At 62.0% G+C, this 26479-nt stretch carries 21 protein-coding genes; 15 read left to right on the forward strand and 6 right to left on the reverse strand.

All coding sequences use genetic code 11. The features are described from left to right. Nucleotides 1–7 precede the first annotated feature (7 nt). The 6 genes from ACXX83_RS01450 (at nt 8) to ACXX83_RS01475 (ending at nt 5423) form a co-directional block, all read left to right on the forward strand. Nucleotides 8–856 (forward strand): TauD/TfdA dioxygenase family protein, encoded by an 849-nt coding sequence (locus ACXX83_RS01450; RefSeq protein WP_007979208.1) that lies wholly within the window; start codon nt 8–10, stop codon nt 854–856. A gap of 101 nt (nt 857–957) precedes the next feature. Beyond that, nucleotides 958–2010, forward strand: coding sequence for a beta-keto acid cleavage family enzyme (locus ACXX83_RS01455; protein ID WP_008001201.1), 1053 nt, complete (start codon nt 958–960; stop codon nt 2008–2010). Between the two features lie 92 nt (nt 2011–2102). Next, nucleotides 2103–3434: an MFS transporter gene (locus ACXX83_RS01460; RefSeq protein WP_407802246.1), complete on the forward strand. Its 1332-nt coding sequence runs from the start codon at nt 2103–2105 to the stop codon at nt 3432–3434. Beyond that, nucleotides 3431–4093, forward strand: coding sequence for a DsbA family oxidoreductase (locus ACXX83_RS01465; protein WP_458547399.1), 663 nt, complete (start codon nt 3431–3433; stop codon nt 4091–4093). The genes ACXX83_RS01460 and ACXX83_RS01465 overlap by 4 nt, the downstream gene beginning before the upstream one ends. Beyond that, nucleotides 4090–4416, forward strand: coding sequence for a Rieske (2Fe-2S) protein (locus ACXX83_RS01470; protein ID WP_015093598.1), 327 nt, complete (start codon nt 4090–4092; stop codon nt 4414–4416). The genes ACXX83_RS01465 and ACXX83_RS01470 overlap by 4 nt, the downstream gene beginning before the upstream one ends. Continuing rightward, nucleotides 4413–5423: a YeiH family protein gene (locus tag ACXX83_RS01475; RefSeq protein ID WP_277534810.1), complete on the forward strand. Its 1011-nt coding sequence runs from the start codon at nt 4413–4415 to the stop codon at nt 5421–5423. Before ACXX83_RS01470 ends, ACXX83_RS01475 begins: the two co-directional genes overlap by 4 nt. 712 nt (nt 5424–6135) lie before the next feature. Here the strand turns inward: ACXX83_RS01475 and ACXX83_RS01480 are convergent. Beyond that, complete coding sequence (locus tag ACXX83_RS01480) at nt 6136–7170, reverse strand: AraC family transcriptional regulator (RefSeq protein ID WP_015093601.1); 1035 nt, start codon at nt 7168–7170, stop codon at nt 6136–6138. A gap of 355 nt (nt 7171–7525) precedes the next feature. On the opposite strand from ACXX83_RS01480, the gene ACXX83_RS01485 reads away from it, so the two are divergent. The 8 genes from ACXX83_RS01485 (at nt 7526) to ACXX83_RS01520 (ending at nt 19469) form a co-directional block, all read left to right on the forward strand. Then, nucleotides 7526–8092: an RBBP9/YdeN family alpha/beta hydrolase gene (locus ACXX83_RS01485; RefSeq protein WP_015093602.1), complete on the forward strand. Its 567-nt coding sequence runs from the start codon at nt 7526–7528 to the stop codon at nt 8090–8092. 123 nt (nt 8093–8215) lie between these two features. Further along, complete coding sequence (locus tag ACXX83_RS01490; RefSeq protein WP_458547400.1) at nt 8216–10219, forward strand: DUF1302 domain-containing protein; 2004 nt, start codon at nt 8216–8218, stop codon at nt 10217–10219. 41 nt (nt 10220–10260) lie between these two features. Beyond that, nucleotides 10261–11619, forward strand: coding sequence for a DUF1329 domain-containing protein (locus ACXX83_RS01495; protein WP_458547401.1), 1359 nt, complete (start codon nt 10261–10263; stop codon nt 11617–11619). A 149-nt stretch (nt 11620–11768) separates the two neighbouring features. Then, nucleotides 11769–12860 carry a WD40/YVTN/BNR-like repeat-containing protein gene (locus ACXX83_RS01500; RefSeq protein ID WP_458547402.1) on the forward strand — a complete coding sequence of 364 codons (1092 nt, stop codon included), beginning with the start codon at nt 11769–11771 and terminating at the stop codon, nt 12858–12860. A 16-nt stretch (nt 12861–12876) separates the two neighbouring features. Continuing rightward, the gene (locus tag ACXX83_RS01505; protein WP_458547403.1) at nt 12877–15396 is read left to right on the forward strand and encodes an efflux RND transporter permease subunit; all 2520 of its coding nucleotides are present in this window, start codon (nt 12877–12879) and stop codon (nt 15394–15396) included. A 6-nt stretch (nt 15397–15402) separates the two neighbouring features. Beyond that, on the forward strand, nt 15403–17181 hold the full coding sequence (locus ACXX83_RS01510; RefSeq protein WP_458373417.1) for an acyl-CoA dehydrogenase C-terminal domain-containing protein: 1779 nt from the start codon (nt 15403–15405) through the stop codon (nt 17179–17181). 23 nt (nt 17182–17204) lie between these two features. Next, nucleotides 17205–18848: a fatty acid--CoA ligase gene (locus ACXX83_RS01515; protein WP_458547404.1), complete on the forward strand. Its 1644-nt coding sequence runs from the start codon at nt 17205–17207 to the stop codon at nt 18846–18848. 276 nt (nt 18849–19124) lie between these two features. Further along, a complete protein-coding gene (locus ACXX83_RS01520; RefSeq protein WP_217837271.1) occupies nt 19125–19469 on the forward strand; it encodes a potassium channel family protein in 345 nt (114 codons plus the stop codon). A 136-nt stretch (nt 19470–19605) separates the two neighbouring features. Here the strand turns inward: ACXX83_RS01520 and ACXX83_RS01525 are convergent, their stop codons facing one another. Genes ACXX83_RS01525 through ACXX83_RS01540 form a run of 4 tightly spaced genes read right to left on the reverse strand, consistent with a single transcriptional unit; the run spans nt 19606 to nt 24738 of the window. Continuing rightward, nucleotides 19606–19827, reverse strand: coding sequence for a formate dehydrogenase subunit delta (locus ACXX83_RS01525; RefSeq protein ID WP_015093611.1), 222 nt, complete (start codon nt 19825–19827; stop codon nt 19606–19608). Further along, the gene (gene fdhF / locus ACXX83_RS01530) at nt 19824–22706 is read right to left on the reverse strand and encodes a formate dehydrogenase subunit alpha (RefSeq protein ID WP_458547405.1); all 2883 of its coding nucleotides are present in this window, start codon (nt 22704–22706) and stop codon (nt 19824–19826) included. Before fdhF ends, ACXX83_RS01525 begins: the two co-directional genes overlap by 4 nt. Continuing rightward, nucleotides 22703–24262: a formate dehydrogenase beta subunit gene (locus ACXX83_RS01535; protein ID WP_458547406.1), complete on the reverse strand. Its 1560-nt coding sequence runs from the start codon at nt 24260–24262 to the stop codon at nt 22703–22705. Before ACXX83_RS01535 ends, fdhF begins: the two co-directional genes overlap by 4 nt. Then, nucleotides 24262–24738, reverse strand: coding sequence for a formate dehydrogenase subunit gamma (locus ACXX83_RS01540; RefSeq protein ID WP_056855147.1), 477 nt, complete (start codon nt 24736–24738; stop codon nt 24262–24264). Before ACXX83_RS01540 ends, ACXX83_RS01535 begins: the two co-directional genes overlap by 1 nt. A 635-nt stretch (nt 24739–25373) precedes the next feature. Here ACXX83_RS01540 and ACXX83_RS01545 point away from each other — a divergent pair. Then, the gene (locus ACXX83_RS01545; RefSeq protein WP_458547407.1) at nt 25374–25640 is read left to right on the forward strand and encodes a DUF6429 family protein; all 267 of its coding nucleotides are present in this window, start codon (nt 25374–25376) and stop codon (nt 25638–25640) included. 394 nt (nt 25641–26034) lie between these two features. Here the strand turns inward: ACXX83_RS01545 and ACXX83_RS01550 are convergent, their stop codons facing one another. Beyond that, nucleotides 26035–26319, reverse strand: coding sequence for a DUF3077 domain-containing protein (locus ACXX83_RS01550; protein ID WP_458550153.1), 285 nt, complete (start codon nt 26317–26319; stop codon nt 26035–26037). Nucleotides 26320–26479 lie beyond the last annotated feature (160 nt).

The raw sequence follows: 26479 nt of genomic DNA on the forward strand, positions 1-26479 counted from the left end.
GCCAGCCATGAAAGTCGAACAATTGACCTGCAGCATTGGCGCCGAACTGATCGGCGTCAACCTGGCCGACGCGGTGCATGACGACGGTCTGTTTGCCGAGATTCGTGCTCAGTTGCTCAAGCACCGCGTGGTGTTCCTGCGCGATCAGGACATCACCCGCGCCGAGCACGTGGCCTTCGCCCGACGCTTCGGCGAGCTGGAAGATCATCCGGTGGCCGGCAGTGATCCGGATCATCCGGGGCTGGTGCGGATCTACAAGAATCCGGACCAGCCGATGGATCGCTATGAAAACGCCTGGCACACCGACGCCACCTGGCGCGAAGCACCGCCGATGGGCTGCGTGCTGCGTTGCGTGGAATGCCCGCCAGTGGGCGGCGACACCATGTGGACCAACATGGTCCAGGCCTATGCGAACTTGCCGGAGGACGTAAAGGTCAAGATCGCCGACCTGCGTGCCCGCCACAGCATCGAAGCGAGCTTCGGTGCGGCGATGCCGATTGAAAAACGCCTGGCGCTCAAGGCGATGTACCCGGACGCCGAACACCCGGTGGTGCGCACCCATCCGGAAACCGGCGAGAAGGTGCTGTTCGTCAACGCCTTCACCACCCACTTCAGCAACTACCACACCCCTGAGCGGGTGCGCTTCGGCCAGGACGCCAACCCCGGCGCCGGCGAGTTGCTGCGCTACCTGATCAGTCAGGCGTACATCCCCGAGTATCAGGTGCGCTGGCGCTGGAAGCCGAACAGCATCGCCATCTGGGACAACCGCAGTACCCAGCATTACGCCGTCATGGATTACCCGCCCTGCCATCGCAAGATGGAACGTGCCGGGATCATCGGCGACAAGACGTTCTGATCGAACGCCACCGGCATCGCACTCGCGCATTCGCACTCGTAAACACGCCAACCCGGCTCGACCCCGGGTGGGCGGGACAATCATAAGAACTGGAGTAGACCATGCAATTCTTCGACGACTCGCTGCACCCGGAAAACATGGAAAAGGTAGTCATCACCGTGGCCCCGTACGGCCCGGAGTGGATGCCGGAAGACTTCCCGGAAGACATCCCGCTGACCATGGACGAGCAAGTCCAGAAAGCGGTCGAATGCTATGAAGCCGGTGCCACGGTTCTGCACTTGCACGTGCGTGAACTGGACGGCAAGGGCTCCAAGCGCCTGTCGAAATTCAACGAGCTCATTGCCGGTGTGCGTGAAGCCGTGCCGGACATGATCATCCAGGTCGGCGGTTCGATTTCCTTCGCCCCGGAAAGCGATGGCGAAGCGGCCAAGTGGCTGTCGGACGACACTCGCCACATGCTGGCCGAGCTGACCCCCAAGCCGGATCAGGTCACCGTGGCGATCAACACCACCCAGATGAACATCATGGAGCTGCTGTATCCGGAGTACCTGGAAGGCACCTCACTGGCCAACCCGATGTTCCAGGCCGCCTACAGCGAAATGACCGTACCGGCAGGTCCGGCCTGGGTTGCCGAGCACCTCAAGCGCCTGACGGAGAACGGCATCCAGCCGCACTTCCAGTTGACCGGCATGCACGCCATGGAAACCCTCGAGCGCCTGGTGCGCAGGGGTATCTACAAGGGCCCGCTGAACCTGACCTGGATCGGCATCGGCGGCGGCTTCGACGGCCCGAACCCGTTCAACTTCTTCAACTTCATCCACCGCGCGCCGGACGGTTGCACCCTGACCTCCGAATCGCTGCTCAAGAACGTCATGCCGTTCAACACCATGTCGATGGCCATGGGCATGCACCCGCGCGTGGGCAATGAAGACACTATCATTGATCACAAGGGCGATCGTTTCGGTTCGGTGGCGCAGATCCGGCAAACCGTGCGCATCGCTCATGAGCTGGGCCGCGAAATCGCCACCGGCAAAGAAGCCCGCGAGATCTACCGCATCGGCGTGCAGTACGAAACCATCGAAGAAACCCTGTTGGCCAACGGCATGGCCCCCAACCGCAAGGCTGGGCAAAAAGGTGTACCGCAACGCGGTTGACCGAGGGTCGGGACGAGAGGCCGTGACCTCTCGTCCGCCTGACCGTTACACGCTTGATAACAAAAATAAAACAAAGCTCTTGAGGAGGCTGCATGGCCTTTCACCCAATAGCCGCTGACGATGACGACTCCAGCGGAGTCGGCGTTGCGCGCCAATATGCCTGGATCGTCTTTGCCTTGACGTTCGGCCTGTTGATTTCCGATTACATGTCGCGTCAGGTACTGAACGCGGTATTCCCCCTGCTCAAGACTGAGTGGGCGTTGAGCGACGGACAGCTGGGTCTGCTCAGCGGCATCGTCGCCCTGATGGTCGGCCTGCTGACGTTTCCCCTGTCGTTGATGGCGGACCGTTTCGGCCGGGTCAAGAGCCTGGCGCTGATGGCGTTCCTGTGGAGTGTGGCGACCCTGGGTTGCGCGCTGGCGCAGGACTACCAGCAGATGTTCATCGCGCGGTTCATGGTCGGTGTCGGCGAAGCCGCCTACGGCAGCGTGGGCATTGCGGTGGTGATTTCGGTGTTCCCCAAACACATGCGGGCCACCCTGGCCAGTGCCTTCATGGCAGGCGGCATGTTCGGTTCGGTGTTGGGCATGGCGTTGGGTGGTGCGATTGCCGCCAAGCTGGGCTGGCGCTGGTCGTTCGCCGGTATGTCGTTGTTTGGCCTGGTGCTGGCGATGATTTATCCGCTCATCGTCAAGGAAGCGCGCATTGCGCCACAGCGTGCCGCGCAGATTGCGAACAAGACGGCTGCGGCGGTCAAGCGTCCGCTGCGTACGCTGTGGTCCAGCCGTTCGGTGGTGTCGACCTATATCGCCAGCGGCTTGCAGTTGTTCGTCGGCGGCACGGTGATGGTGTGGATTCCCAGCTACCTCAACCGCTACTACGACATGCCCACCGACAAGGCCGGCGGCATGGCGGCGATCATCGTGTTGTGCAGCGGTGCGGGCATGATCCTGTGCGGCATGCTCAGCGATCGCCTGTGTCGCAACTCGCCGGAGCGCAAGGTCAGCCTGGCCATCGGCTTCTGCCTGGGCAGTTGCCTGCTGTTGTCGGCGGCGTTTGCCTTGCAGGCAGGGCCAGTGCAACTGCTGCTGATCTGCCTGGGCATGGCGATTGCCACCGGCACCACAGGCCCCGCCGGTGCGATGGTTGCCAACCTGACCCATTACTCGGTGCACGGTACGGCATTCGCCACGCTGACCCTGGCCAACAACATGCTGGGGCTGGCACCGGGGCCGTTCATCACCGGCCGGGTGTCCGACCTCATCGGCCTGCATGCCGCGTTTCAACTGGTGCCACTGGTCAGCCTCGCGGCGGCGGCGGTGTTCTTTTATGCCAAGTGTCATTACCACAAAGATATTGCCCGGCTTCAGGGTCAGAGCGTGCCTGACCCTGTCGGTGAAGCGGGTTTAGAGGTGAAGTTGTGAGTCGTCGTTTACGTATTGATGTGTTTTTCGATTTTATCTGCCCCTGGTGCCTGATCGGCAAACGCCAACTGGAGCATGCGCAGGTGCAGTTTCGCAGTCGCCACCCGGACGTGCAGATCACCACGGTGTGGCATGGCGTGCAGTTGTTGCCTCAGATACCGGTAGAGGGTGAACCCTTCGCCGATTTCTACCGCAAGCGCCTGGGCAATGCCGACGCCATGACCATGCGCCAGAAGCAGGTCCAGCAGGCGGCCAGTGCGGTTGGCCTGGCCATCGACCTCAGCCGTATCGAGACGATGCCCAACACCGCAGACGCCCATCGCTTGTTCGAGCGTGTCAGCGAACTGGGCAATGCCAGTCAGCGTGAAATGTTGCTCGAACGACTGTTTTCCGCTTACTTCCTGAGGCGCGAAAACCTCGGTTGCCGCGAGACCTTGCTGGCCATTGCCCGCTCCTGCGGCGTCGCTCCGGACGGGCTGCTCGATTGCCTGAAGGGCGATGCCACGCCGTTTGAAGGGTCTCCCGGCGCGACCAGTGGCGTGCCGAGCTTCAAGTTCGACAACCGCATGACGGTGATCGGTGCACAACCTGCTCAGGCATTGCTCGGGGCGATGAACGAGGCCCTCAAGGAAAGTGATCGCGAGCGGCAGCCAGCATGACCCGACGCATTCCCGTGCCGGCCGGCAAACACCCGCAGGCCGGTGGCCGGGCGCTGTTCGAATTCGAGGACAAAAGCCTGGCGTTGTTCAACGTCGACGGGCAGCTGTTTGCCATCGACGACAGCTGCCCGCATCAGGGCGCTTCGCTGTGTGGCGGGCGTCTTGAGGGCCGGGTGATTCAATGCTGCGCCCATGGCCTGCGCTTCGATTTGCACAGCGGCTACTTGCTCAACTCCAGGCAAGTCAAAGTCACCAACTACCCGGTCGAGATCATCGACGGCCAGGCGTTTATCGTCATCGTTTCCGAGGAGGCCGCGCCATGAGCGCCATTGCTCTCACCCGCATCCACAGTCGCACGCGCGAACTGGCACCGGGGTTTATCGTCAGCCTGATCGTGGCGGCCGCCGCGTCGTTCCTGTCCGAGCATTACGGTGCGCCGGTCATGCTGTTCGCCTTGCTGTTGGGCATGGCGCTGAATTTTCTCGCCGATGACGGTCCGTGCAAGGCCGGTATCGAGTTCACCGCCCGCACCGTGCTGCGCATTGGCGTGGCGCTGCTGGGCATGCGCATCACCCTGGAGCAAATGGCCGCGCTGGGCTGGAAGCCGATTGCGCTGGTGGTGATCCTGGTGGTGGTGACCATCAGTGTCTCGGTGGTCGCGGCCAAGGCCCTGGGTTTCCAGCGCCTGTTCGGCATGCTCACCGGTGGCGCGACCGCCATCTGCGGCGCCTCGGCGGCCCTGGCACTGGCAGCGGCGCTGCCGAACCATCCGCAGAAAGAGCGGGCCACACTGTTCACTGTGATCGGCGTCTCGGCGCTGTCGACCCTGGCGATGATCGTCTACCCGATGATCGCCAACTGGCTGCAGTTGTCGCCGCAGGTGGCGGGCGTGTTCCTCGGCGCCACGATCCACGACGTGGCCCAAGTGGTCGGCGCCGGCTACAGCATGTCGACCGAGACCGGCGACACGGCCACGGTGGTCAAGCTGATGCGTGTTGCCATGCTGCTGCCGGTGATCGTCACCGCCGCCATGATCACCCGCATGCAAGGCGCCGACCCGACCGGCAAGCGCCCGCCGCTGTTGCCGTGGTTTGCCGTCGGCTTTCTGATCCTGGCCTGCATCAACAGCACTGGATGGATAGCGCCAGCGGTGCAAGGCACGGTCAACGAACTGTCGCGCTGGTGCCTGGTGATTTCCATCAGTGCCCTGGGCATGAAGACCCGCTTGCGTGAGCTGGCGGCGGTCGGGATCAAGCCGATCCTGCTGATGGTCGGGGAGACGGTGTTCCTCGTCGTGCTGGTGTTGTTGCTGCTGCGCTGGGGGCTCTGAACGCCTCATCACGCACAGGTTTTATGGCAGGGCCACACGGTGTTGACTCCTCATGCCGTGGGGCTCTCGACCGGTGTCACAAACACCGGTCTTTCGCGGCGACTGTACCAGCAGTCGCCGTTTTTTTTGCTTTCACTGGTTTGGACTCGGACGCGGTCGCTTGTAGGTGCTGGCTTGCCCGCGATGGTCGTTAACGATAACGCGTATGGGCTGGATAAACGCGGTCCCCTGTAGGAGCTGGCCTGCCAGCGATGGTCGTCAACGATAACGCGTGTGAACTGGATGAACGCGGCGCACTGGAGTCCATCGCCAGCAGGCTGGCTCCTACAGTTTCAGCGTGGGCGCGGTCCCTTGTGGGAGCTGGCTTGCCAGCGATGGTCGTTAACGATAGCGCGTGTGAACCGGATAAACGCGGCGCACTGGAGTCCATCGCCAGCAGGCTGGCTCCTACAGTTTTAGCGTGGGTGCGGTCCCTTGTGGGAGCTGGCTTGCCTGCGATGGTCGTTAACGATGACGCGTGTGAACTGGATGAACGCGGCGCACTGGAGTCCATCGCCAGCAGGCTGGCTCCTACAGGTTCAGCGTGAGCATGGTCCCTTGTGGGAGCTGGCCTGCCAGCGATGGTCGTTAACGATAACGCGGGTGAACTGGATGAACGCGGCGCTCTTGAGTCCATCGCCGGCAAGCCGGCTCCTACATGTGTGTGCTCGACTCAGGATTCTTTCGGGCCTGCGCCAGGTTTTGCTGTGGATTGTTTTTGCGCACGCCATGAAGCCGGCGGCATCCCGAACTGACTGATAAACCACCGCGTAAACGAACTCGCCATCGAATAGCCGAGCATGTCGGCAATGCGGCTCAGCGAGTAGTTCGGGTTGTCCAGATAACGCAGCACCAGATCTCGACGCACGTCGTTGATCACGTCGTTGAAGGCGCAGCCGTCGTCCTTGAGGCGGCGTTGCAGGGTGCGCACGTTCATGCCCTGGCTCTGGGCGACCTGTTCGATGGTGGCGCGCCCCATGGGCAGCAGCAGGTAGATCGCCTTGCGCACTTCGAACAGCATCGAGGTGCCTTCGTGGCCCTGCAGTGAGTCGAGGTAGCTCTGGGCGTAGCGGGCCATGGCCGGGTCGGCGTTGGGGTTGGTCATGTCGAGGCTGATGTCGGGGCAGACGATGCCGTTGAACTCGCTGCCGAACTCCAGTTTGCAGCCAAACAGCCGTCGGTGCAGGTGCAGGTTGTCCGGTGCCTGGTGCATGAAGTTGACGCTGTAGGGGTGCCAGTGACTGCCCAGCAGGGCCGAGCACAGCCGGAACATCACGCCGATGGCCAGCTCCGTTGCCTGGCGGCTTGGCATGGGCGTTTCGGTGACCACCTCTTCGCGAATGATCACCATCTTGCCGGCCTCTTCGATGAAGATAGCCAGCGAGTCGTTCATCAGGTGTCGGTAGTCCACCACGACCTGCAAGGCATCGCGCAGGGTGCGCTGGTGGCTGAGCAGCAGGCTGACCACGCCGAAGTCCGAGAGCTGGCGCGACTCGGCCATGCTCAGGCCGAAGGTCTGGCAACCGCTGGCGGTGGCGGAGTCTTCCAGCAGGCGTACGGCGGCATCGATCTGGATGCGGTGTTCAGGGGCTTGCAGTTGGGCCCTGCTCAGGCCGACAGCGGCCAGCACGTCGCGCGGGTTGAAACCCAGGTACTGGGTGACCTCAAGGTAGTTGGTCAAGACGGCGGCGCGAACAAGCTTGGTCATGCGAGGGGCTTCCCTGTGCCGATGGCGATTGGCGTGAGCGTGGCGACTATATCCAGCGTATCAACAGTTGAACAGTTGTCATGTCGTCGATGGTTTTCATGCTGTGCGCTCACCCATCTTCTACGCTGCAGGGAGCCATCAGCGCTCATCCGTTGATTACAGTGACCCTGCGCCAACCTGCGGGGTTTTTAGACCGGCGGTCACGCGTCTGAGTGTCCGACAATTTGTCATCAAAAGAAAAGTGCCTGACGTCCAATGTAAAGCGCTTCGGGTGGGCGCTCTTTAATGTCGACCCTACAAAAAGCCCCTGGCGAAAACAGCCAGTCGAGTTATCGAGAAAGCGAAGGTGTTGACCGTGGACAAACTGCAAACTGCCGCCACCGTTCTGATCGTTCCAGGTCTGCGCGAGCACGTGGCCGAACATTGGCAAACGTTGCTGCAAGCCAGGCTGAGCAACGTGCGTAGCGTCCCGCCGCTGGAGACCGACAAGCTCGATTGCATGGCTCGCGTGCGGGCCATCCAGCACGAACTCGAGCAGATCGACGGGCCGGTGATTCTGGTGGCCCACAGTGCCGGCGTACTGATGGTCGCGCACTGGGCTGCGCACTACAGCCGTCCGATCAAGGGCGCTTTGCTGGCCGCGCCACCGGACCTCGATGCGGTCTGGCCGGCAAACTATCCATCTTCCGAAACCCTGCGTAGCCAGGGCTGGAATCCTCTGCCACAAGGTCCGCTGCCATTTCGCAGCATCGTCGCCGGCAGCACCAACGATCACCTTGCCACGCTGCCTGCGGTCACCCGCATGGCAGAAGGCTGGGGCGCCGAATTGCTCAATCTGGGCGATGTCGGTCACCTCAATCCGGCCGCAGGATTTGGCCACTGGCCGCAAGCCGAAGCACTCATCCTGGAGCTGGACCGCTAGTACAAGGAGCTGGACTGGCAGTACGCCACCGGCATTTGCCCTCATTCCTTAAACGCAAACCCGAAGAGGCTTGCGTGAGGGCGGCTGCGCTAAAAACAAATACAAAAAGGCGGAGACAACGCAATGCACAACAACAAGAGTCACGGCTTCACCGCTCCACGCTACACCTTGCTGGCCTCGGCCATTCTCGCGGCAACCGTGCCGGTGGCCGATGGGGCCGAAATCGAGACGGGGAATCCGGACTGGAACGTACGGGTGGATAACACCATCAAGTACAACTATGGCGTGCGCACCGAAAGCGCCGACAAACGCATGTTGGGAACGCCGAACAACAACGACGGTGACTACAACTTCCGCAAGGCCGGCACCAACATCACCAACCGTATCGACCTGTTGACCGAAATGGACGTGGTCTACAAGAACGCCATGGGTTTTCGCGTCAGCGCCGCCAGCTGGTACGACAAGGCCTATGACAACACCGGCTCCAATTCCAACCCGTTCGTCAACGGCAACGATGCGCGTTCGGGCCTGATTGCCAACGACCCGCGCCTGGCCGGGGTCACCCGTGACAACGTCGGCAACGGCAGCCCGCACCTGAGCAACTATGCCCAGCGCTATTACAGCGGTCCTTCGGGCGAAATCCTCGATGCCTTCGTGTTCTACAGCACCGAAGTGGGCGAGGAGTCGATGTTCAGCGCCAAGGCCGGTCAGCACAACGTGTTCTGGGGCGAGACCATTCTCAACCCGGTGCACTCGGTCAGCTATGGCCAGTCCGGCCTCGACCTGGCCAAGCTTGCCGCGTCGCCGGGTACTGAGGCCAAGGAACTGTTCGTTCCGCGTAACCAGCTGTCGATGACGTTCACCGTCAATCCCGAGCTGACCGTGGGTGCCCAGTATTTCCTCAATTGGGATGCCGCGCGCCTGCCGGAAGCGGGCACCTATTACGGTGGTTCCGACCTGGTCGGCTTCGGCGCGCAATCGTTCCTGTTGGGCAACACCAACGCCGTGGTACCGGGCAGCCCGCTGGGTTGTGGCCTGGCGCCGTGCAACGCCTTGACCAATGTGCGTCGCGGCAAGGACCTGACGCCACATGACAGCGGCGACTGGGGCGTCATGGCCAAGTGGTCGCCGGCGTGGCTGGATGGCACCCTCGGCGTTTACTACCGCGAAACTTCGGAAATCCTGCCGCAAGCCTATCTGGACGCCAGGGGCATTACCTCGGCCAACCCGAACGGCACCCGCCCGGCAGGGCAAGTGCCTGCGGTGATCAACACCCTCAATTCGCTGGACACCGCCACCTATCAACTGGCCTATGCCGACAACATCAAGATCCTTGGCCTGAGCCTGTCCAAGGATGTCGGCGGGATCAGCGTCGGTTCGGACCTGAACGTTCGCCACAACATGCCGCTGGCCAGTATCCCGGCGATCGTCAGTACCCGCAGCCCGCTGGGCCTGGGTCAAGGTCTGGGTCTGCTGCCTGCACGTACGGATGCCACCGGTGTGGTCTACGACACCCCGAGCCGTGGCGACAGCATGAGCGCCACAGGCGACACCTTGCACTGGACGCTCAACGGTCTGATGACCCTGCCGAAAACGCCGGTGTTCGATCAGGCCACCGTGCTGGCCGAGTTGTACTACAGCAACCTGCTCAAGCTCGATAGCAAGAACGAAGCGCTCTACAAGGGCAAGGACAGTTATCGCGGCATCGACGCGCCGACCCGTGACAACTGGGGTCTGGCAGTCAACTTCACACCGACCTGGTACCAGGTTTTCCCCGGTGTCGACCTCAACGCACCAATGTCCGTCAACGTCGGTCTCGACGGTGTGTCGCCGGTCTCCGGTGGCGGTGCCAAGGACACCGGCAACTATGCCGTGGGCGTCGGCGCCATTGTGTACAACAAATACTTTATCGACCTGAAGTACGTGGACTCCTTCGGCCAGACCGACAAGTGCAACGTCAGCGGTGTGAGCACCGGCCCGAACGGCGGCGACGGCTCCACCCCGAACGCATTCAGCGGCAACGAAAACTACGCCTGCTACGCCGGCGGCTACTCGTCCTTCTCCGGCGGTGGTGCCACGACCGAGGACCGTGGCGCCCTGTACCTGACGATGAAAACAACATTCTGATTCACCACTGATTTGCTCAAAGCAAGCAGGAGAATAACAAGATGAAATTTGTTCAAACCGTGTTGGCCGCTTCGCTGGCCATGTTCTTCGCCGCCCAGGCACAGGCTGCCGTTTCAACCCAGGAAGCTGCCAAGCTGGGTACCAGCCTGACGCTGGTGGGCGCCGAAAAAGCCGGGAACGCCGATGGCTCCATTCCCGCCTACAACGGTGGCCTGACCACCGCGCCGGCCAGCTTCAAAGCCGGCGACAGCATGCGCCCGGATCCTTTTGCCAGCGAAAAGCCGCTGTTGGTGATCGACGGCAAGAACGTCGATCAATACAAGGGGCAGCTCACGGCAACCACGGTAGAACTGGCCAAGCGTTTCCCGACGTTCCGTGTCGACGTGTTCCCGACGCACCGCACCGTTTCGCTGCCTCAAGCGATTCTGGACAACGGCGTGAAGAACGCCAGCGGCGCCAAGTCCCTCGAAGGTGGCCTGGCCATCGACAACGTGCTGCCGGGCATTCCGTTCCCGATTCCGCAGTCCGGCAATGAAGCGATGTGGAACTTCCTGTTGCGCTACCAGGGCGTCAGCATCAGCTCCAAGTACGACTCCTGGAACGTCGACTCCGCCGGTGTGCCGAGCCTGGCGACCACCGGGCAAGCGAACATCTCCTACCCGATCTATGAAAACCTCTCGCAGCCGATCAGCAGCGCCGACGTGTACTACCAGATGAAGCTGGCGTACACCGGCCCTGCGCGCCGTGCCGGCGAGGCGATCATGCTCAAGGACGCCGCCAACCCGTTGCAGCAGCCGCGTCGTGCCTGGCAGTACTTGCCGGGCCAGCGTCGGGTGAAACTGGCGCCGAGCCTGGCGTACGACACGCCTAACCCGGGTACCGCCGGCGCGGGCACCTACGATGACGTGTTCGTGTTCAACGGTGCGCTGGACCGCTACGACTGGAAACTGGTGGGCAAGCAGGAAATGATCGTGCCCTACAACACCTACAAGCTGACCTACGTCCAGGATCCGAAGTCGCTGACCACTGCCAATCACCTGTCGCCTGACTTCGTGCGCTGGGAAAAACACCGCGTGTGGGTCGTCGAAGGCAACCTCAAGGCCGGTGCCCGTCACATCTACGCCAAGCGCCGCTTCTACCTCGACGAAGACAGCTGGACCGCTCTGGCCTCGGATCAATATGACGCCCGTGGCCAGCTCTATCGCGGTTCCTTCGCCTTCCTCAGCCAGAGCTATGACAAGCAGGTTCCGGACTCCACGCCCTTCATGATCTACGACCTGGTGGGTGGTTCTTACAACATCAACGGTGTAGTCGGTCCTTACGGCGGCATCAAGTACATCGAGCCGCTCTCCAAGGCCCAATGGTCTTCGGAATCCCTGGCCGGCGCCGGTATTCGCTAAGCCACGATCCATTGTGGGAGCGAGCCTGCTCGCGATGGACCAGAGGGCGACGCGGGCATCCAGAAAGCACGCGTCATCGTTAACGTCCATCGCGAGCAGGCTCGCTCCCACATGACCTGCACGACGCGGTTTTCCGAAGAGGACGCAGCATGTGTTCGTATAAAAATAATATTGTGCGTTTGGCGTCAGGCGTTGTGCTCAGCCTGTCGCTGGGCATCGTCCAGGCGGCCGATTACGTCGATGTGCTGGACCTGCCCGCCAAGGCCAGTCCCTTGGCGATCAACAGCCCGTTGTCCGGCATGACCCGCGCCGGCGGGCGCGTGATTACCGTCGGCCAGCGTGGCCATATTCTGTTTTCCGATGATTCGGGAAGCCACTGGCAGCAGGCCGCCGTACCGGCCAGTGCCGACCTCACTGCGGTGAATTTTCCGACCACCACCCAAGGCTGGGCGGTGGGCAATGACGGCGTGGTGCTGCACAGCAGCGACGCCGGCGCGACCTGGCAAAAGCAGCTCGACGGTCGCCAGATCGGCGAATTGCTGATCAAGCATTACTCGGCGCTGGCCAAGGCCGAGCCGGGCAACGAGCATTGGCCCCAGTTGGCTATGGAAGGCCAACGACTACTGGATCAGGGCGCGGACAAACCGCTGCTCGACGTCTGGTTCGCCAATGAAAAAACCGGCTATGTGGTCGGCGTGTTCAACCTGATCCTGCGCACCGACGACGGCGGCCAGACCTGGACGCCATTCCAGGACCGCACCGACAACCCGCAGGGCTTCCACCTCAACGCCATTGCCTCCACCGGTGACGGTTTGTATATCGCCGGCGAGCAAGGCCTGTTGCTCAAGTGGGACGACAGCGCCCAGCGCTTCAATGCCGTGCCGACGCCGTATCAGGGCAGCTTCTTCGGCGTGCTCGGCAAGCCCGGCGAAGTGCTGGTCTACGGCCTGCGCGGCAACGTGCTGCGCAGCACCGATGGCGGCCAGAGCTGGACTGCGCTGGACAGCGGCCTGCACGTCAGCATCACCGCGGGCCTGATCGATGCCCGTGGCAATTATCGCTTGTTCACCCAGGGCGGGCAGATGCTGGTCAGCCAGGGGACGGGCGCGCAGATGCATCTGGTGCGGCAACCGGCACCGACACCGGTCGCCGGCGCTGCCCAGTCCACCGACGGCGCACTGATGCTGGCGGGAAACCGTGGTGCCCGGACGTTGTCCGCCGATCCAGCCCTCGAACCCTAAGAGCGAGAACCCAGACATGGGCAACATCAAACAAGACGCCATGCCGGTGATCCGCGATCTGCGTGATTTCGACCACCGCTCCGGCAATCGCCTGGAACGCCTGGTGTTCAACTTCCGTCCGCTGTTCATGCTGCTGATGGCCCTGGCCACCGTGGTGCTCGGCTACATGGCAGCGACGCGCCTGGAGCTGCGCCCCAGCTTCGAAAAGATGATTCCGCAGAGCCAGCCGTACATCCAGAACTTCCTGGAAAACCGCGCTTCGCTGCGCGGTCTGGGCAACTCGGTGCGCGTGGTGGTGGAGAACACCCAGGGCGATATTTTCGATCCCGAATACCTCGACGTACTCAAGCAGGTCAACGACCAGCTGTTCCTCACCGAAGGCGTCGACCGCGCCTGGATGAAGTCGCTGTGGAGTCCTGCGGTGCGCTGGACCGAAGTCACCGAGGACGGTTTCCAGGGTGGCCCGGTCATGCCCGACACCTATTCAGGGCAGCCTGAGCAGATCGAACAGCTGCGCCAGAACATTTCCCGCGCCGGCATTGTCGGCAGCCTGGTGGCCAGCGACTTCAAGTCGACCATGCTGATCGTGCCGCTGCTGGACAAAGCCGCCGCCGGTGGCCAGCGCATCAACTACCACGCGTTCTCGCAGATGCTCGAAGAGCAGTTGCGCGACAAGATCGAATACGCCGGCGACAGCGCTGCGCGTAAATCCGGGGTGGAAGGCTCCGGCCATTACAAGGTGCGGGTGATCGGTTTCGCCAAACTCATGGGCGACCTGATCGACGGCCTGATCCAGGTGATGATGTTCTTCGGTCTGGCCGTCGTCACTTCACTGGCCATCATCTACGCCTACACCCGTTGCGTGCGCAGCACCTTGCTGGTGGTCGGCTGCTCGCTGGTCGCGGTGGTCTGGCAACTGGGCATCGTCGCCTGGCTCGGTTACGCCATCGATCCGTACTCGGTGCTGGTGCCGTTTTTGATCTTCGCCATCGGCGTGTCCCACGCCGCGCAGAAGATGAACGGCATCATGCAGGACATCGCCCGTGGCACCCACAAGCTGATCGCTGCGCGCTACACCTTCCGCCGCCTGTTCATTGCCGGCGTCACCGCATTGCTGGCCGATGCCGTGGGCTTTGCGGTGCTGATGCTGATCGACATTCCGGTGATCCAGGACCTGGCGATCACCGCCAGCATCGGCGTCGCCGTGCTGATCTTCACCTCGCTGTTGCTGATGCCGGTGGCGCTGTCCTATATCGGAGTTGGCGCCAAGGCCGCCGAGCGCGCGCTGAAAATCGACACCCGTGCCGAAAAGCACAAAGGCTTCGGCCGGTTGTGGGACGCGCTCGATCGCTTCACCACTGCCAAGTGGGCCACCGGCGCCGTGCTGGTCGCGGTGCTGATGGGCATTGGCGGCTATGTGGTCAGCCTCAACCTGAAGATCGGTGACCTGGAAAGCGGCGCCCCGGAGTTGCGCGCCGACTCGCGCTACAACCGCGACAACGCCTACATCACCCAGCATTACGCACTGTCCAGCGACCTGTTCGCGGTGATGATCAAGACCGCGCCCGAAGGCTGCCTGAACTACAAGACCCTGGTGCTCGCCGACCGTCTGGCCTGGGAGCTGCAACAGTATCCGGGCGTGCAGGCCACCGCGTCCTTGGTCAACGCGGTACGGCAGATCACCGCCGGCACCTACGAAGGCAACCCCAAGCTCAACAGCATCCAGCGTAACCAGGACGTGCTCAACTACGCCGCGCAGCAAGCTTCGGTCAACTCCCCGGAGCTGTTCAACACCGAGTGCTCGCTGATGCCGGTGATCGCGTTCCTCAAGGATCACAAGGCCGAAACCCTCGATGCGGTGGTCGCCATCGCCGACAAATTCGCCAGGGAAAACAGCACCGAGGATCGCCAGTTCCTGCTCGCCGCCGGCAGCGCCGGTATCGAGGCGGCGACCAACATCGTGGTGCGCGAGGCCAATCGCACCATGCTGCTGTACGTCTACGCGGCGGTGACGCTGTTCTGCCTGATCACCTTCCGTAGTTGGCGGGCCACGCTGGTGGCGCTGTTGCCCCTGGTGCTGACCTCAATCCTCTGTGAAGCCCTGATGGTGGCCATGGGCATCGGCGTGAAAGTCGCGACCCTGCCGGTGATCGCCCTCGGCGTCGGCATCGGCGTGGACTACGCCCTGTACCTGCTCAGCGTGCAACTGCACTTCCAGCGCCAGGGCTTGCCGTTGTCCCAGGCCTACCGCAACGCCGTGTCCTTTACCGGCCGGGTGGTCGGCCTGGTGGGCATCACCCTCGCCGCCGGCGTGGTGTGCTGGGTCTGGTCGCCGATCAAGTTCCAGGCCGACATGGGCATCCTGCTGACCTTCATGTTCCTGTGGAACATGCTCGGTGCGCTGATCCTGATTCCGGCCCTGTCGTACTTCCTGCTGCGCGAACGGGTCCCGCAGCCGGGCTCCGCTACCGCCGCGGAGAACACTGAATCCACTGAACGTCCGGGCATGCCCCATGCCCTGACCACTTCCGAGTAAGCCAAGATGTCTGAATACAAAGCTCCCCTGCGCGACATGCGCTTCGTACTCAACGAGGTTTTCCAGGTGTCCCGGCTCTGGGCCAGTTTGCCCGGCCTGGCCGACGTGATCGATGAAGAAACCGCCGCTGCCATCCTCGAAGAGGCCGGCAAGATCACTGGCGAAGTCATCGCACCCTTGAACCGCGCCACCGACGAACAGGGCTGTACCTGGAGCAATGGTTCGGTCACCGCGCCAGAGGGTTTTGCCGAGGCCTATCAAGCCTTCGCCGAGGGCGGTTGGGTCGGTGTCGGCGGTGATCCGCAGTACGGCGGCATGGGCATGCCCAAGGCGATTTCGGCGCAGGTCGAAGAGATGGTCAACTCGGCCAGCCTGTCGTTCGGCCTGTACCCGATGCTGACCGCCGGTGCCTGCCTGTCGATCAAGGCCCACGCCAGCGAAGAGCTCAAGCAACGCTATCTGCCGAACATGTACGCCGGCACCTGGACCGGTTCGATGTGCCTGACCGAAGCCCACGCCGGTACCGACCTGGGCCTGATTCGCACCAAGGCCGAACCCCAGGCCGATGGCAGTTACAAGGTCAGCGGCAGCAAGATCTTCATCACCGGCGGCGACCACGACCTGACCGAGAACATCATCCATCTGGTACTGGCGCGCCTGCCGGATGCACCGGCGGGGCCGAAGGGCATCTCGCTGTTCCTGGTGCCCAAGGTGCTGGTCAACGCCGACGGTTCGCTGGGTGAAAACAATGCGCTGTCCTGTGGCTCCATCGAACACAAGATGGGCATCAAGGCCTCCGCCACCTGCGTGATGAACTTCGATGGCGCCACCGGCTGGATCGTCGACGCGCCGAACAAAGGCCTGGCGGCGATGTTCACCATGATGAACTACGAACGTCTGGGTGTGGGCATCCAGGGCCTGGCCCAGGGCGAGCGTTCCTACCAGAACGCCGTCGCGTATGCTCGCGACCGTCTGCAAAGCCGTGCACCGACCGGTGCGCAGAACAAGGACAAGGCCGCCGACCCGATCATCGTGCACCCGGACGTGCGCCGCATGCTGTTGACCATGAAAGCCTTGAACGAAGGCGGCCGTGCGTTCTCCAGCTACGTCGCGTTGCAACTGGACACGGCCAGGTACAGCGAAGACGAAGTCACGCGCAATCGCGCGCAAGAACTGGTGGCACTGCTGACCCCGGTGGCCAAGGCGTTCCTCACCGACATGGGCCTGGAAACCACCTTGCACGGTCAGATGGTCTTCGGCGGCCACGGCTACATCCGCGAGTGGGGCCAGGAGCAACTGGTGCGCGACGTGCGCATCACCCAGATCTACGAAGGTACCAACGGCATCCAGTCCCTGGACCTGGCCGGGCGCAAGATCGTCGGCAGCGGCGGGGCGCTCTACCGCTTGTTCGCCTCGGAGATCCGCAACTTTACTGCTAACGCCGCTGCGGACCTCGACGAGTTCACCAAGCCGCTGAATGCCGCCGTGGACACCCTCGACGAGCTGACCGCGTGGCTGCTGGACCGGGCCCAGGGCAACCCGAATGAAATCGGCGCGGCCTCGGTCGAGTACCTGCACGTGTTTGGCTACACCGCGTACGCCTACATGTGGGCGCGGATGGCCAAGGCCGTCATCAGCGGGGATGCCGAAGACGACTTCTACACCAGCAAACTGGCCACCGCGCGTTTCTATTTCGCCCGGTTGCTGCCGCGTATCCACTCGTTGAGCGCATCGGTCAAGGCCGGTAGTGACTGCCTCTACGAGCTGAAAGCCGATCAGTTCTGATCGAAGGACAAGGAACTCCAACCATGCTGAAAACAAAAATAATCCCGCCCGCCGACGGCGCTTATGCCTATCCCTTGCTGATCAAGCAATTGCTGCTGTCCGGCGTGCGTTACGAGCCGGGCCGGGAAATCGTCTACGCCGACAAACTGCGCTACAGCTACCAGACGCTTAACCAGCGCATCCGCCGCCTGGCCAATGCGCTGACGGCGGCCGGGGTCAAGGCCGGTGACACCGTGGCCTTGCTCGACTGGGACAGCCACCGCTACCTGGAATGCTTCTTCGCCGTGCCGATGATCGGCGCGGTGCTGCACACGGTGAACATTCGCCTGTCACCGGATCAGGTGCTGTTCACCATGAACCACGCCGAGGATGACCTGGTGCTGGTGCATGACGATTTTCTGCCCCTGGTCGAGCAGATCCACGGACGGCTGGAAACGGTAAAAGGCTACCTGCAGCTCACCGATGACGAGGCGACCGCGACCTCGCTGCCGGTGCTCGGTGAGTACGAGCAGTTGCTGTCCCTGGCCCCGGACCAGTACGACTTCCCCGATTTCGACGAGAACTCGGTCGCCACGCTGTTCTACACCACCGGCACCACCGGCGACCCGAAAGGCGTGTACTTCAGCCATCGGCAACTGGTGCTGCACACCCTGAATGCCGTCGGCACCCTGGGCGTCTATCAGGGCCAGCCGCTGCTGCGTTCCGACGATGTGTACATGCCGATCACGCCGATGTTCCACGTGCATGCGTGGGGCGTGCCGTATGTCGCGACCCTGATGGGCATCAAGCAGGTCTACCCCGGCCGCTACGAACCCAACAGCCTGGTCAAGCTGTACCGCGAAGAGAAGGTGACCTTCTCCCACTGCGTGCCGACCATCCTGCAGATGATCCTCAACTGCGAGGAAGGCAAGGCGACCCGTTTCGACGGCTGGAAAATGCTCCTCGGCGGCAGCGCACTGACACTTGGCATTGCCAGTGAAGCCAGCGCCAAAGGCATGGTGGTGCACGCCGGCTACGGCATGTCGGAAACCTGCCCGTTGCTGTGCCTGACCTACCTGCGCGACGAGGACCTTCAGCTATCCACCGAAGCCCAGCTGCCAATCCGCATCAAGACCGGCACGCCGGTGCCGCTGGTCGACCTGAAGATCATCGACGCCGAGGGCAACGACGTGGCCCATGACGGCGAGTCCCTGGGCGAGATCGTGGTGCGCGCGCCGTGGCTGACCCAGGGCTATCTGAAAGCCCCGGACAAAGGCGCGGAGCTGTGGCACAACGGCTGGCTGCACACCGGCGACATGGCCTCGATCGACAAACAGGGCGGCGTGGAAATCAAGGACCGCATCAAGGACGTGATCAAGACCGGCGGCGAGTGGATCAGCTCCCTGGAACTGGAAAGCCTGATCAGCGAACACCCGGGCGTCATGTCCGTCGCGGTGGTGGGCATCGTCGATGAGCAGTGGGGCGAGCGGCCCATGGCCATGGTGGTGTGCGAACCGGGGCAATACCTGGACCGCAAGATCCTCGAGACGCACCTGCAAGCCTTCGTCGACGGCGGCCGCATCAACAAATGGGCGATCCCCAAGCAGTTCAAGTTCGTCGCCGAAATCCCCAAGACCAGTGTTGGCAAGATCAACAAGAAGCTGATTCGGGAAACGGAAGCGAACTGAGAGCCTGGAACCCTGTAGGAGCGAGCCTGCTCGCGATGGACTAGAGCGCGCCGCGTTTAAACAGGAAGCACGCGTTATCGTTGACGACCATCGCGAGCAGGCTCGCTCCTACAGGAATCCAACAGCGGGCGGTTTCTGGATAGCCCGGTTGGCGTCATCTTTGTCATAGTCCTGGCCAGAGATAACGCCCCGTTGGTCGCAGTTTTCAGCGCTTGTGCCAAGCTGAACGGGGTATTGAACCGCTGTGCATCAGTCAATTCCCAGGAAGCCCACGACATGAACCTCACCCGTGCATCAAACGTCCGCCACGAGTTCTACAAGGCCGTCTGGTTCTACTTCAAAGTGGTGTGGCCGATCTTTTCGATACTGCTGCTAGTGATCATTGCGTTCGGCCTCATCATCGCCCACCTGGAAGGGTGGAGCCCGTTTGACGGCGTCTACTTTGCCTTCGTGACCGGGCTGACCATCGGCTACGGAGAACTGGTGCCCAAACTGGGTGTGTCACGGGTACTGGCGATTCTGCTGGGTTTCAATGGGGTACTGATGACGGCGACATTCGCGGCGATCAGTGTCCGGGCGATTGAAGTGACGGTGACAGCGTCACGCAAGGACAAGGAATAGGGGCAACCAACACGCACTCTCCTGTGGGAGCGGGCTTGCTCGCGAAGGGGCCAGTACATTCAACATCAATGTCGCCTGGATTGACGCCTTCGCGAGCAAGCCCGCTCCCACAGTTATTCATCCGGGCTCCTTCAGACTAAGCCCCCCAACCCGCCCCACTAACCGCCGCCTGCACCAGCGGATGCAGGTCCGCCCCTTTATGCTCCGTCTGCCAGGCCAGCAATTCCTTGCGCATGCTCGGCGCCCAGTACATCTGCAGATGATTGCGCACGCTGAGCACCGCCTGTTGCTGGTCCGGCTGGCTGGCGAAGTACTGGGCGATCTGGTTGGCCATCTTGATCAGGTTTTCAGTACTCATCGGCGCACCTCGGCTTTATCACCACGGGCGTGGCGGCGATCCTTGAGCAAACGGTCCTGTTCCTCGCTGAATTCCTGGAAGCGCTTTTGCCACTCCGAAGGGTGATAAACGCGGCTGACTTCGACGGCAGTGACCTTGTACTCCGGACAGTTGGTGGCCCAGTCGGAGTTGTCGGTGGTGATCACGTTGGCCCCCGATTCCGGGAAGTGGAAAGTGGTGTACACCACGCCCGGGGCGACCCGTTCGGTGATCCGCGCACGCAATACAGTCTGCCCGGCACGGCTGCCGATGCCGACCCAGTCACCTTCGTTGATGCCCCGGCTTTCGGCGTCGCTCGGGTGGATTTCCAGGCGGTCTTCGTCGTGCCAGGCGACGTTGTCGGTACGCCGGGTCTGGGCGCCGACGTTGTACTGGCTGAGGATGCGCCCGGTGGTCAGCAGCAGCGGATAGCGAGTGTTGACCTTCTCCTCGGTGGGCACGTAGCCGGTGAGCATGAAACGCCCCTTGCCGCGCACGAACTCTTCGATGTGCATGGTTGGTGTGCCGTCCGGCGCCGCGGCGTTGCACGGCCATTGCAGGCTGCCGTGGCGATCCAGTTCGGTGTAGCTGACGTTGGTGAAGGTCGGTGTCAGGCTGGCGATTTCATCCATGATTTCCGATGGGTGTTTGTAGTGCATCGGGTAACCCAGGGCATTGGCCAGGGCCACCGTGCCTTCCCAGTCGGCCTTGCCGCCCAGAGGGTCCATGACCTTGCGCACCCGGGAGATGCGCCGTTCAGCGTTGGTGAAGGTGCCGTCCTTTTCCAGAAACGAACTGCCCGGCAGGAACACGTGGGCGAACTTGGCGGTTTCGTTGAGGAAAATATCCTGCACCACCACGCATTCCATAGCCGACAAAGCGGCGGTGACGTGCTGGGTATTCGGATCGCTTTGGGCGATGTCCTCGCCCTGGCAATACAGGCCCTTGAAGCTGCCGCCCAGCGCTGCTTCGAACATGTTGGGGATACGCAACCCCGGATCAGGTTGCAGAGTGACGTTCCACGCCAGTTCGAACTGCGCCCGCACCACCTCGTTGGAGATGTGCCGGTAGCCGGGCAACTCGTGAGGGAAGGAGCCCATGTCGCAGGAACCCTGAACGTTGTTCTGCCCCCGCAACGGGTTCACGCCCACGCCTTCGCGGCCGATGTTGCCCGTGGCCATCGCGAGGTTGGCGATGCCCATGACCGCCGTGCTGCCCTGGCTGTGCTCGGTGACGCCGAGGCCGTAGTAGATCGCCGCGTTGCCACCGGTGGCATACAGGCGCGCGGCGGCGCGGATGTCGGCAGCGGGTACACCGCAGATGGCGCCCAGTACTTCCGGCGAGTTATCCGCGCGGCTGACGAACTCACTCCAGCTGGCGAAATCGCTGCCCTCACAACGGGCGTCGATAAAGGCCTGATTGAGTAACCCTTCAGTGACGATGACATGGGCCAAGGCGTTGAGCATGGCGACGTTAGTGCCCGGACGCAGGGCCAAATGGTATTCGGCGCGGGCGTGCACCGAGTCCACCAGATCTATGCGCCGTGGGTCGATGACGATCAGCCGCGCGCCTTCACGCAGGCGGCGTTTGAGCTGGGAGGCGAACACCGGGTGGGCGTCGCTGGGGTTGGCGCCCATCACCAGGATCACGTCGGCCTGCATCACCGAGTCGAAACTCTGGGTGCCGGCGGACTCGCCCAGGGTTTGTTTCAAGCCATAGCCGGTAGGCGAGTGGCAGACCCGCGCACAGGTGTCGACGTTGTTGTTGCCGAACGCGGCGCGCACCAGTTTTTGCACCAGATAGGTTTCTTCGTTGGTGCAGCGGCTGGAGGTGATGCCGCCAATGGAGTCGCGGCCATATTTCTGCTGCAGCCGACGGAATTCGCTGGCGGCGTAGGTCACCGCTTCATCCCAGCTGACTTCCTGCCACGGGTCGTTGATGTGCTTGCGGATCATCGGCTTGGTGATGCGATCCGGGTGGGTGGCGTAGCCCCAGGCAAAGCGCCCCTTGACGCATGAGTGGCCGTGGTTGGCCTGGCCGTTCTTGTCCGGAACCATGCGCACCAGCTGGTCGCCTTTCATCTCGGCGCGGAACGAGCAGCCCACGCCGCAATAGGCGCAAGTGGTAATCACGCTGCGTTCCGGCTGACCCAGTTCGACCACGCTTTTTTCCATCAGGGTTGCGGTAGGGCAGGCCTGTACACAGGCGCCGCAGGACACGCATTCCGAATCGAGGAAGTTATCCCCACCGGCGGCCGCCACCCGGGATTCAAAACCGCGCCCGGTAATGGTCAGGGCAAAGGTGCCCTGGGTTTCTTCGCAGGCGCGCACACAGCGGTTGCAGACGATGCACTTGCTCGGGTCGTAGTCGAAGTACGGGTTGGAGGTGTCCTTCACATCGGCCAGATGGTTGTCGCCTTCATAGCCGTAACGCACCTCCCGCAAACCGACCTGACCGGCCACGGTTTGCAGCTCGCAATTGCCGTTGGCCGAGCAGGTCAGGCAGTCCAGCGGGTGATCGGAAATGTACAGCTCCATGACGTTGCGCCGCAGGGTCGCGAGCTTTGGTGTCTGGGTGTGCACGCTCATGCCTTCAGTGACCGGCGTGGTGCAGGACGCCGGATAACCGCGCATGCCGTCGATCTCCACCAGGCACATGCGGCAGGAGCCGAAGGCTTCCAGGCTGTCGGTGGCACAGAGTTTGGGAATGGTGGTGCCCAGCAGCGCGGCAGCGCGCATCACCGAAGTGCCTTCGGGCACGCTGATGCTGCGGCCGTCGATGCTCAGGGTGACTTGCAACTGGCTGTCACGGGCCGGAGTGCCGAGGTCGATGTCTGTGTTCGGGTCAAAGAGAGTGATCATTGCTCGGCCTCCGAGGGCTGCAAGCCGAAGTCGGCGGGGAAGTGCTTGAGGGCGCTTGCGACCGGAAAGGAAACCATGCCGCCCAACGCGCACAGCGAACCGTATTGCAGGGTGTCGCACAGGTCCTTGAGGATGATCACCTGCTCATCGCGACCGTTCTGGTCCGGTGCGGCCAGCAGGCGGTCGATCGCCTCCACGCCCCGAGTCGAGCCGATGCGGCACGGCGTGCATTTGCCACAGGATTCCTCGGCGCAGAACTCCATCGCGAAACGCGCCATGTGGGCCATGTCCAGGGTGTCGTCCGCCACCACCACACCACCGTGACCGAGCATCGCGCCGATGGCGGCGAAGGCTTCGTAATCCAGCGGCGTGTCGAATTGCGACGGCGGCACCCAGGCGCCAAGAGGGCCACCCACCTGCGCAGCCTTCAGCGGCCGGCCACTGGCGGTCCCTCCGCCGTAGTCTTCCACCAGCTCTCGCAGAGTCAGGCCAAAGGCCCGTTCCACCAGCCCGCCCTGACGAATATTGCCCGCCAACTGGAAGGGCATGGTGCCCAGGGAACGGCCCATGCCGTAATCGCGATAGAACTGCGCACCCTTGGCCAGAATCTGCGGCACCGAGGCCAGAGTCAGCACGTTGTGCACCAGGGTCGGTTGGCCGAACAGCCCCTTCAAGGCAGGAATCGGCGGCTTGGCGCGCACGATCCCGCGCTTGCCTTCCAGAGAGTCCAGCAGCGCGGTTTCTTCACCGCAGATGTAGGCACCGGCACCGACCCGCACTTCCATATCGAAGGCCTGACCGCTGCCGCCGACATTGGCGCCCAGGTAACCGTTCTCCCGCGCAATCTGCAGCGCGTTGCGCAGGATGATCACGGCATCCGGATATTCCGAGCGCACATAGATGTAGCCATAGGTGGCGCCGACGCACAGGCCAGCAATGGCCATGCCTTCGATCAGCAGGAAGGGGTCGCCTTCCATCAGCATGCGGTCGGCAAAGGTGCCGGAGTCGCCTTCGTCGGCGTTGCACACGATGTACTTTTGCGCCGCTTCGGTCGCACGCACCGTGCGCCATTTGATCCCGGCGGGGAAGGCCGCGCCGCCACGGCCACGCAGGCCTGAATCGAATACTTCAGTTGCAGTCTGCTCGCCTCCGATGGCGATGGCTCTTTTCAAACCCTCGAAACCGCCGTGGGCCCGATAGTCGTCAAGCGACAGCGGCCGGGTAATGCCGGCGCGGGCGAACAGCAGCCGTTGTTGAGTCTTCAGATAAGGCAATTCTTCCACCAGGCCCAAGGCCAGTGGATGAGAAGACGGGTCGCCTTTGAGCGCTTCGAGCACAGACGGCACATCAGCATCTGTCAGCGGACCGAAGCCGAAACGGCCCTGCGGCGTGTCCACTTCCAGCAGTGGTTCCAGCCAGTAAAGGCCCCGCGAGCTGGTGCGTTTTATCTCCAGCGGCACAACGCGTCCCCGGGTATGGGTGATAAGGGCTACCACAACATCTTCTGCACCCACGGCACGGGCGACCGAATCACCAGACACATAGAAAGCTGGCATCACGCGTCCTCCCGGCAAGCGTCGAGCAAGGCATCCAGACGCTCGGCACTGAGCCGCGCATGCACCCGGCCATCCAGCTCCAGAGCCGGCGAACAGGCACAGGCCCCAAGGCAATACACCGGCCGCAAACTGATGCTGCCATCGGCACTGCTGCCGTGGTCATCCAGTTGCAGACGCTCACGCAACTGCGCAGCCAACTGCTCGGCACCGCGACTCTTGCACGACTCGGCCCGGCACAGCCGCAGGATATGCCGCGCGGGCGGCGCGGTACGGAAGTCATGGTAAAAACTGATCACCCCACGAACCTCGGCCTGGCTCAGGTTCAGGGCATGGGCAATCTCGGGGACGGCGACATCGGGGACGTAACCGATACGCTCCTGAATATCATGAAGAATGGGCAACAGCGCACCCGCAGAGCCCTTGTGGCGCTCCAGCAAACTGTTGACCACAGGCAGGTGCAACATCTCATCAGGCATTCAGCAATCCTCACGGTCACGGACAAACCAGAAGGTCGTCGGTCGTCCGAAAGTGTCGGCTGCGGCACTCACACCACGTCACGGTATCGTGGCAATTTGGCCGTTGGCCAGGGCACCCTGAGCGGGCATCTTGTTGTGCCCGGCACGGTCTTCGCCGCACCTCAACTGGGCATAAAAGGCAGCTTGCCACGCCGCTATTGATCGACCTGCACCAAAGCGACGTGCTCGGTTCTGCCTACGACTATCCATTAAGTCTAGATGAGTGGTGCGTAGGGCGTTCACGCACTGGCCTAATGCCCGGAGGGCTTGTCGATGGCTGATGTATAGCAAGCATTACAGGGGAGAAGAAGCATCAGAACCGAGGGCAATTCTACGGAGCAGATGCTCTGAAGTACGCCGCTAACCCTGTGGGAGCGAGCCTGCTCGCGAAAGCGCCAGCCCAACCACCATCAATACTGGATCGGTCGCCTGGCGGCACTTGCTCAGTTGAAAAGCTGGATACAAAAGCCGTGGGTCTGTTCACCCGTGCCGCCTGGCTGAGCGCACTACTATTATTAATTTCATCGATGTCCTCGGGGATGGAGCGCCCACCATAGACTCGACGATAGCTATTGATTATGAGCGGAGCAATCATCATGGAATACGACGACAAACTCATTGAAGACGCCGTGCTTGCTCTATTGGCAGCCTTCAGTTCCGACAGTGGCAACACTTGGAAAGGGTTCGATTTCGAGATCATGAACCGATTGCATGAACATGGTTTCATCAGTAATCCGGTGAACAGGAACAAATCAATTTGGTTAACGGAGGAAGGGCTGGAGCGAGGTCGGCGGATAGCTGATCAGTTGTTCGGCTTGAAAACTCAAGGCCAGCTTGAGTCCAACGCTCAGCCGTTGCCATAGGCAAAAGCTCGCTAGCGTCTGGCATCGTCGAGAATGTCCCTACCGCTATTCAGGAAAGGCCTGACCACAATTCGCCGTACGCTGTTTTAGGCTTATCACAAACGGGCAGTTTCGCCCGTGTCAGATCGTCGCAAGCCGCATACATTGACTCGGTTTATAAGCAGCGGCAGCATAAATCCCAATCGCGCCCGATCCTCTGGTGCTGGCTCAGTCCGGCATTACGTTCGGGCCTTCTTGTTTATGAAACACGGAACTAGCTAAGCCAATTTCCTGTAGGAGCGAGCCTGCTCGCGAAAAACGCAAGGCATCCACATATCCCGCTGAATACCCCGCCCACCGCAAGCAAACCCGCTGTCGCAACCTAACGCCTGATTTTTGCCCGACGCTTCACTCATTACCCCTCAGCTTTAGACCCCGCCCGCTTAAACGCCGGCCCATTTTCCCGATCCCGAGTAAGCACCTTCACCGCATCATCCACCAACGCCTTACTCATCGAAGTCAGATAATGTGCAGCCCAGGCGTGTCGATCAGTGTCTCTGGCACAAGCGGCATCTTCAGTGTGCGTCTTGGCCAGGAACAGAAAATCGGAAGCCATGGACAACGCATCGCCGAGAGGAACGCCGCGAGTGACATGAAACAGCGCTTGATCCGCACAGTAGATCGCGGGTGTCAGGCCGATGGTTTTGAGTTCAGTAACGGAAAAGAATTTCTAGGCAGGGGTTGACCTCGTATTTTAATGCTGTACTATTCGCCTCCCGCTAACGAGCAGTTTGATGCTGGTTTGGCTTAAGTGGTTGATTTTATTATTGAAATCAGAAGCTTTTAAGGTTGCTGCTTAA

It is taken from the genome of Pseudomonas sp. GNP012, assembly GCF_054343835.1.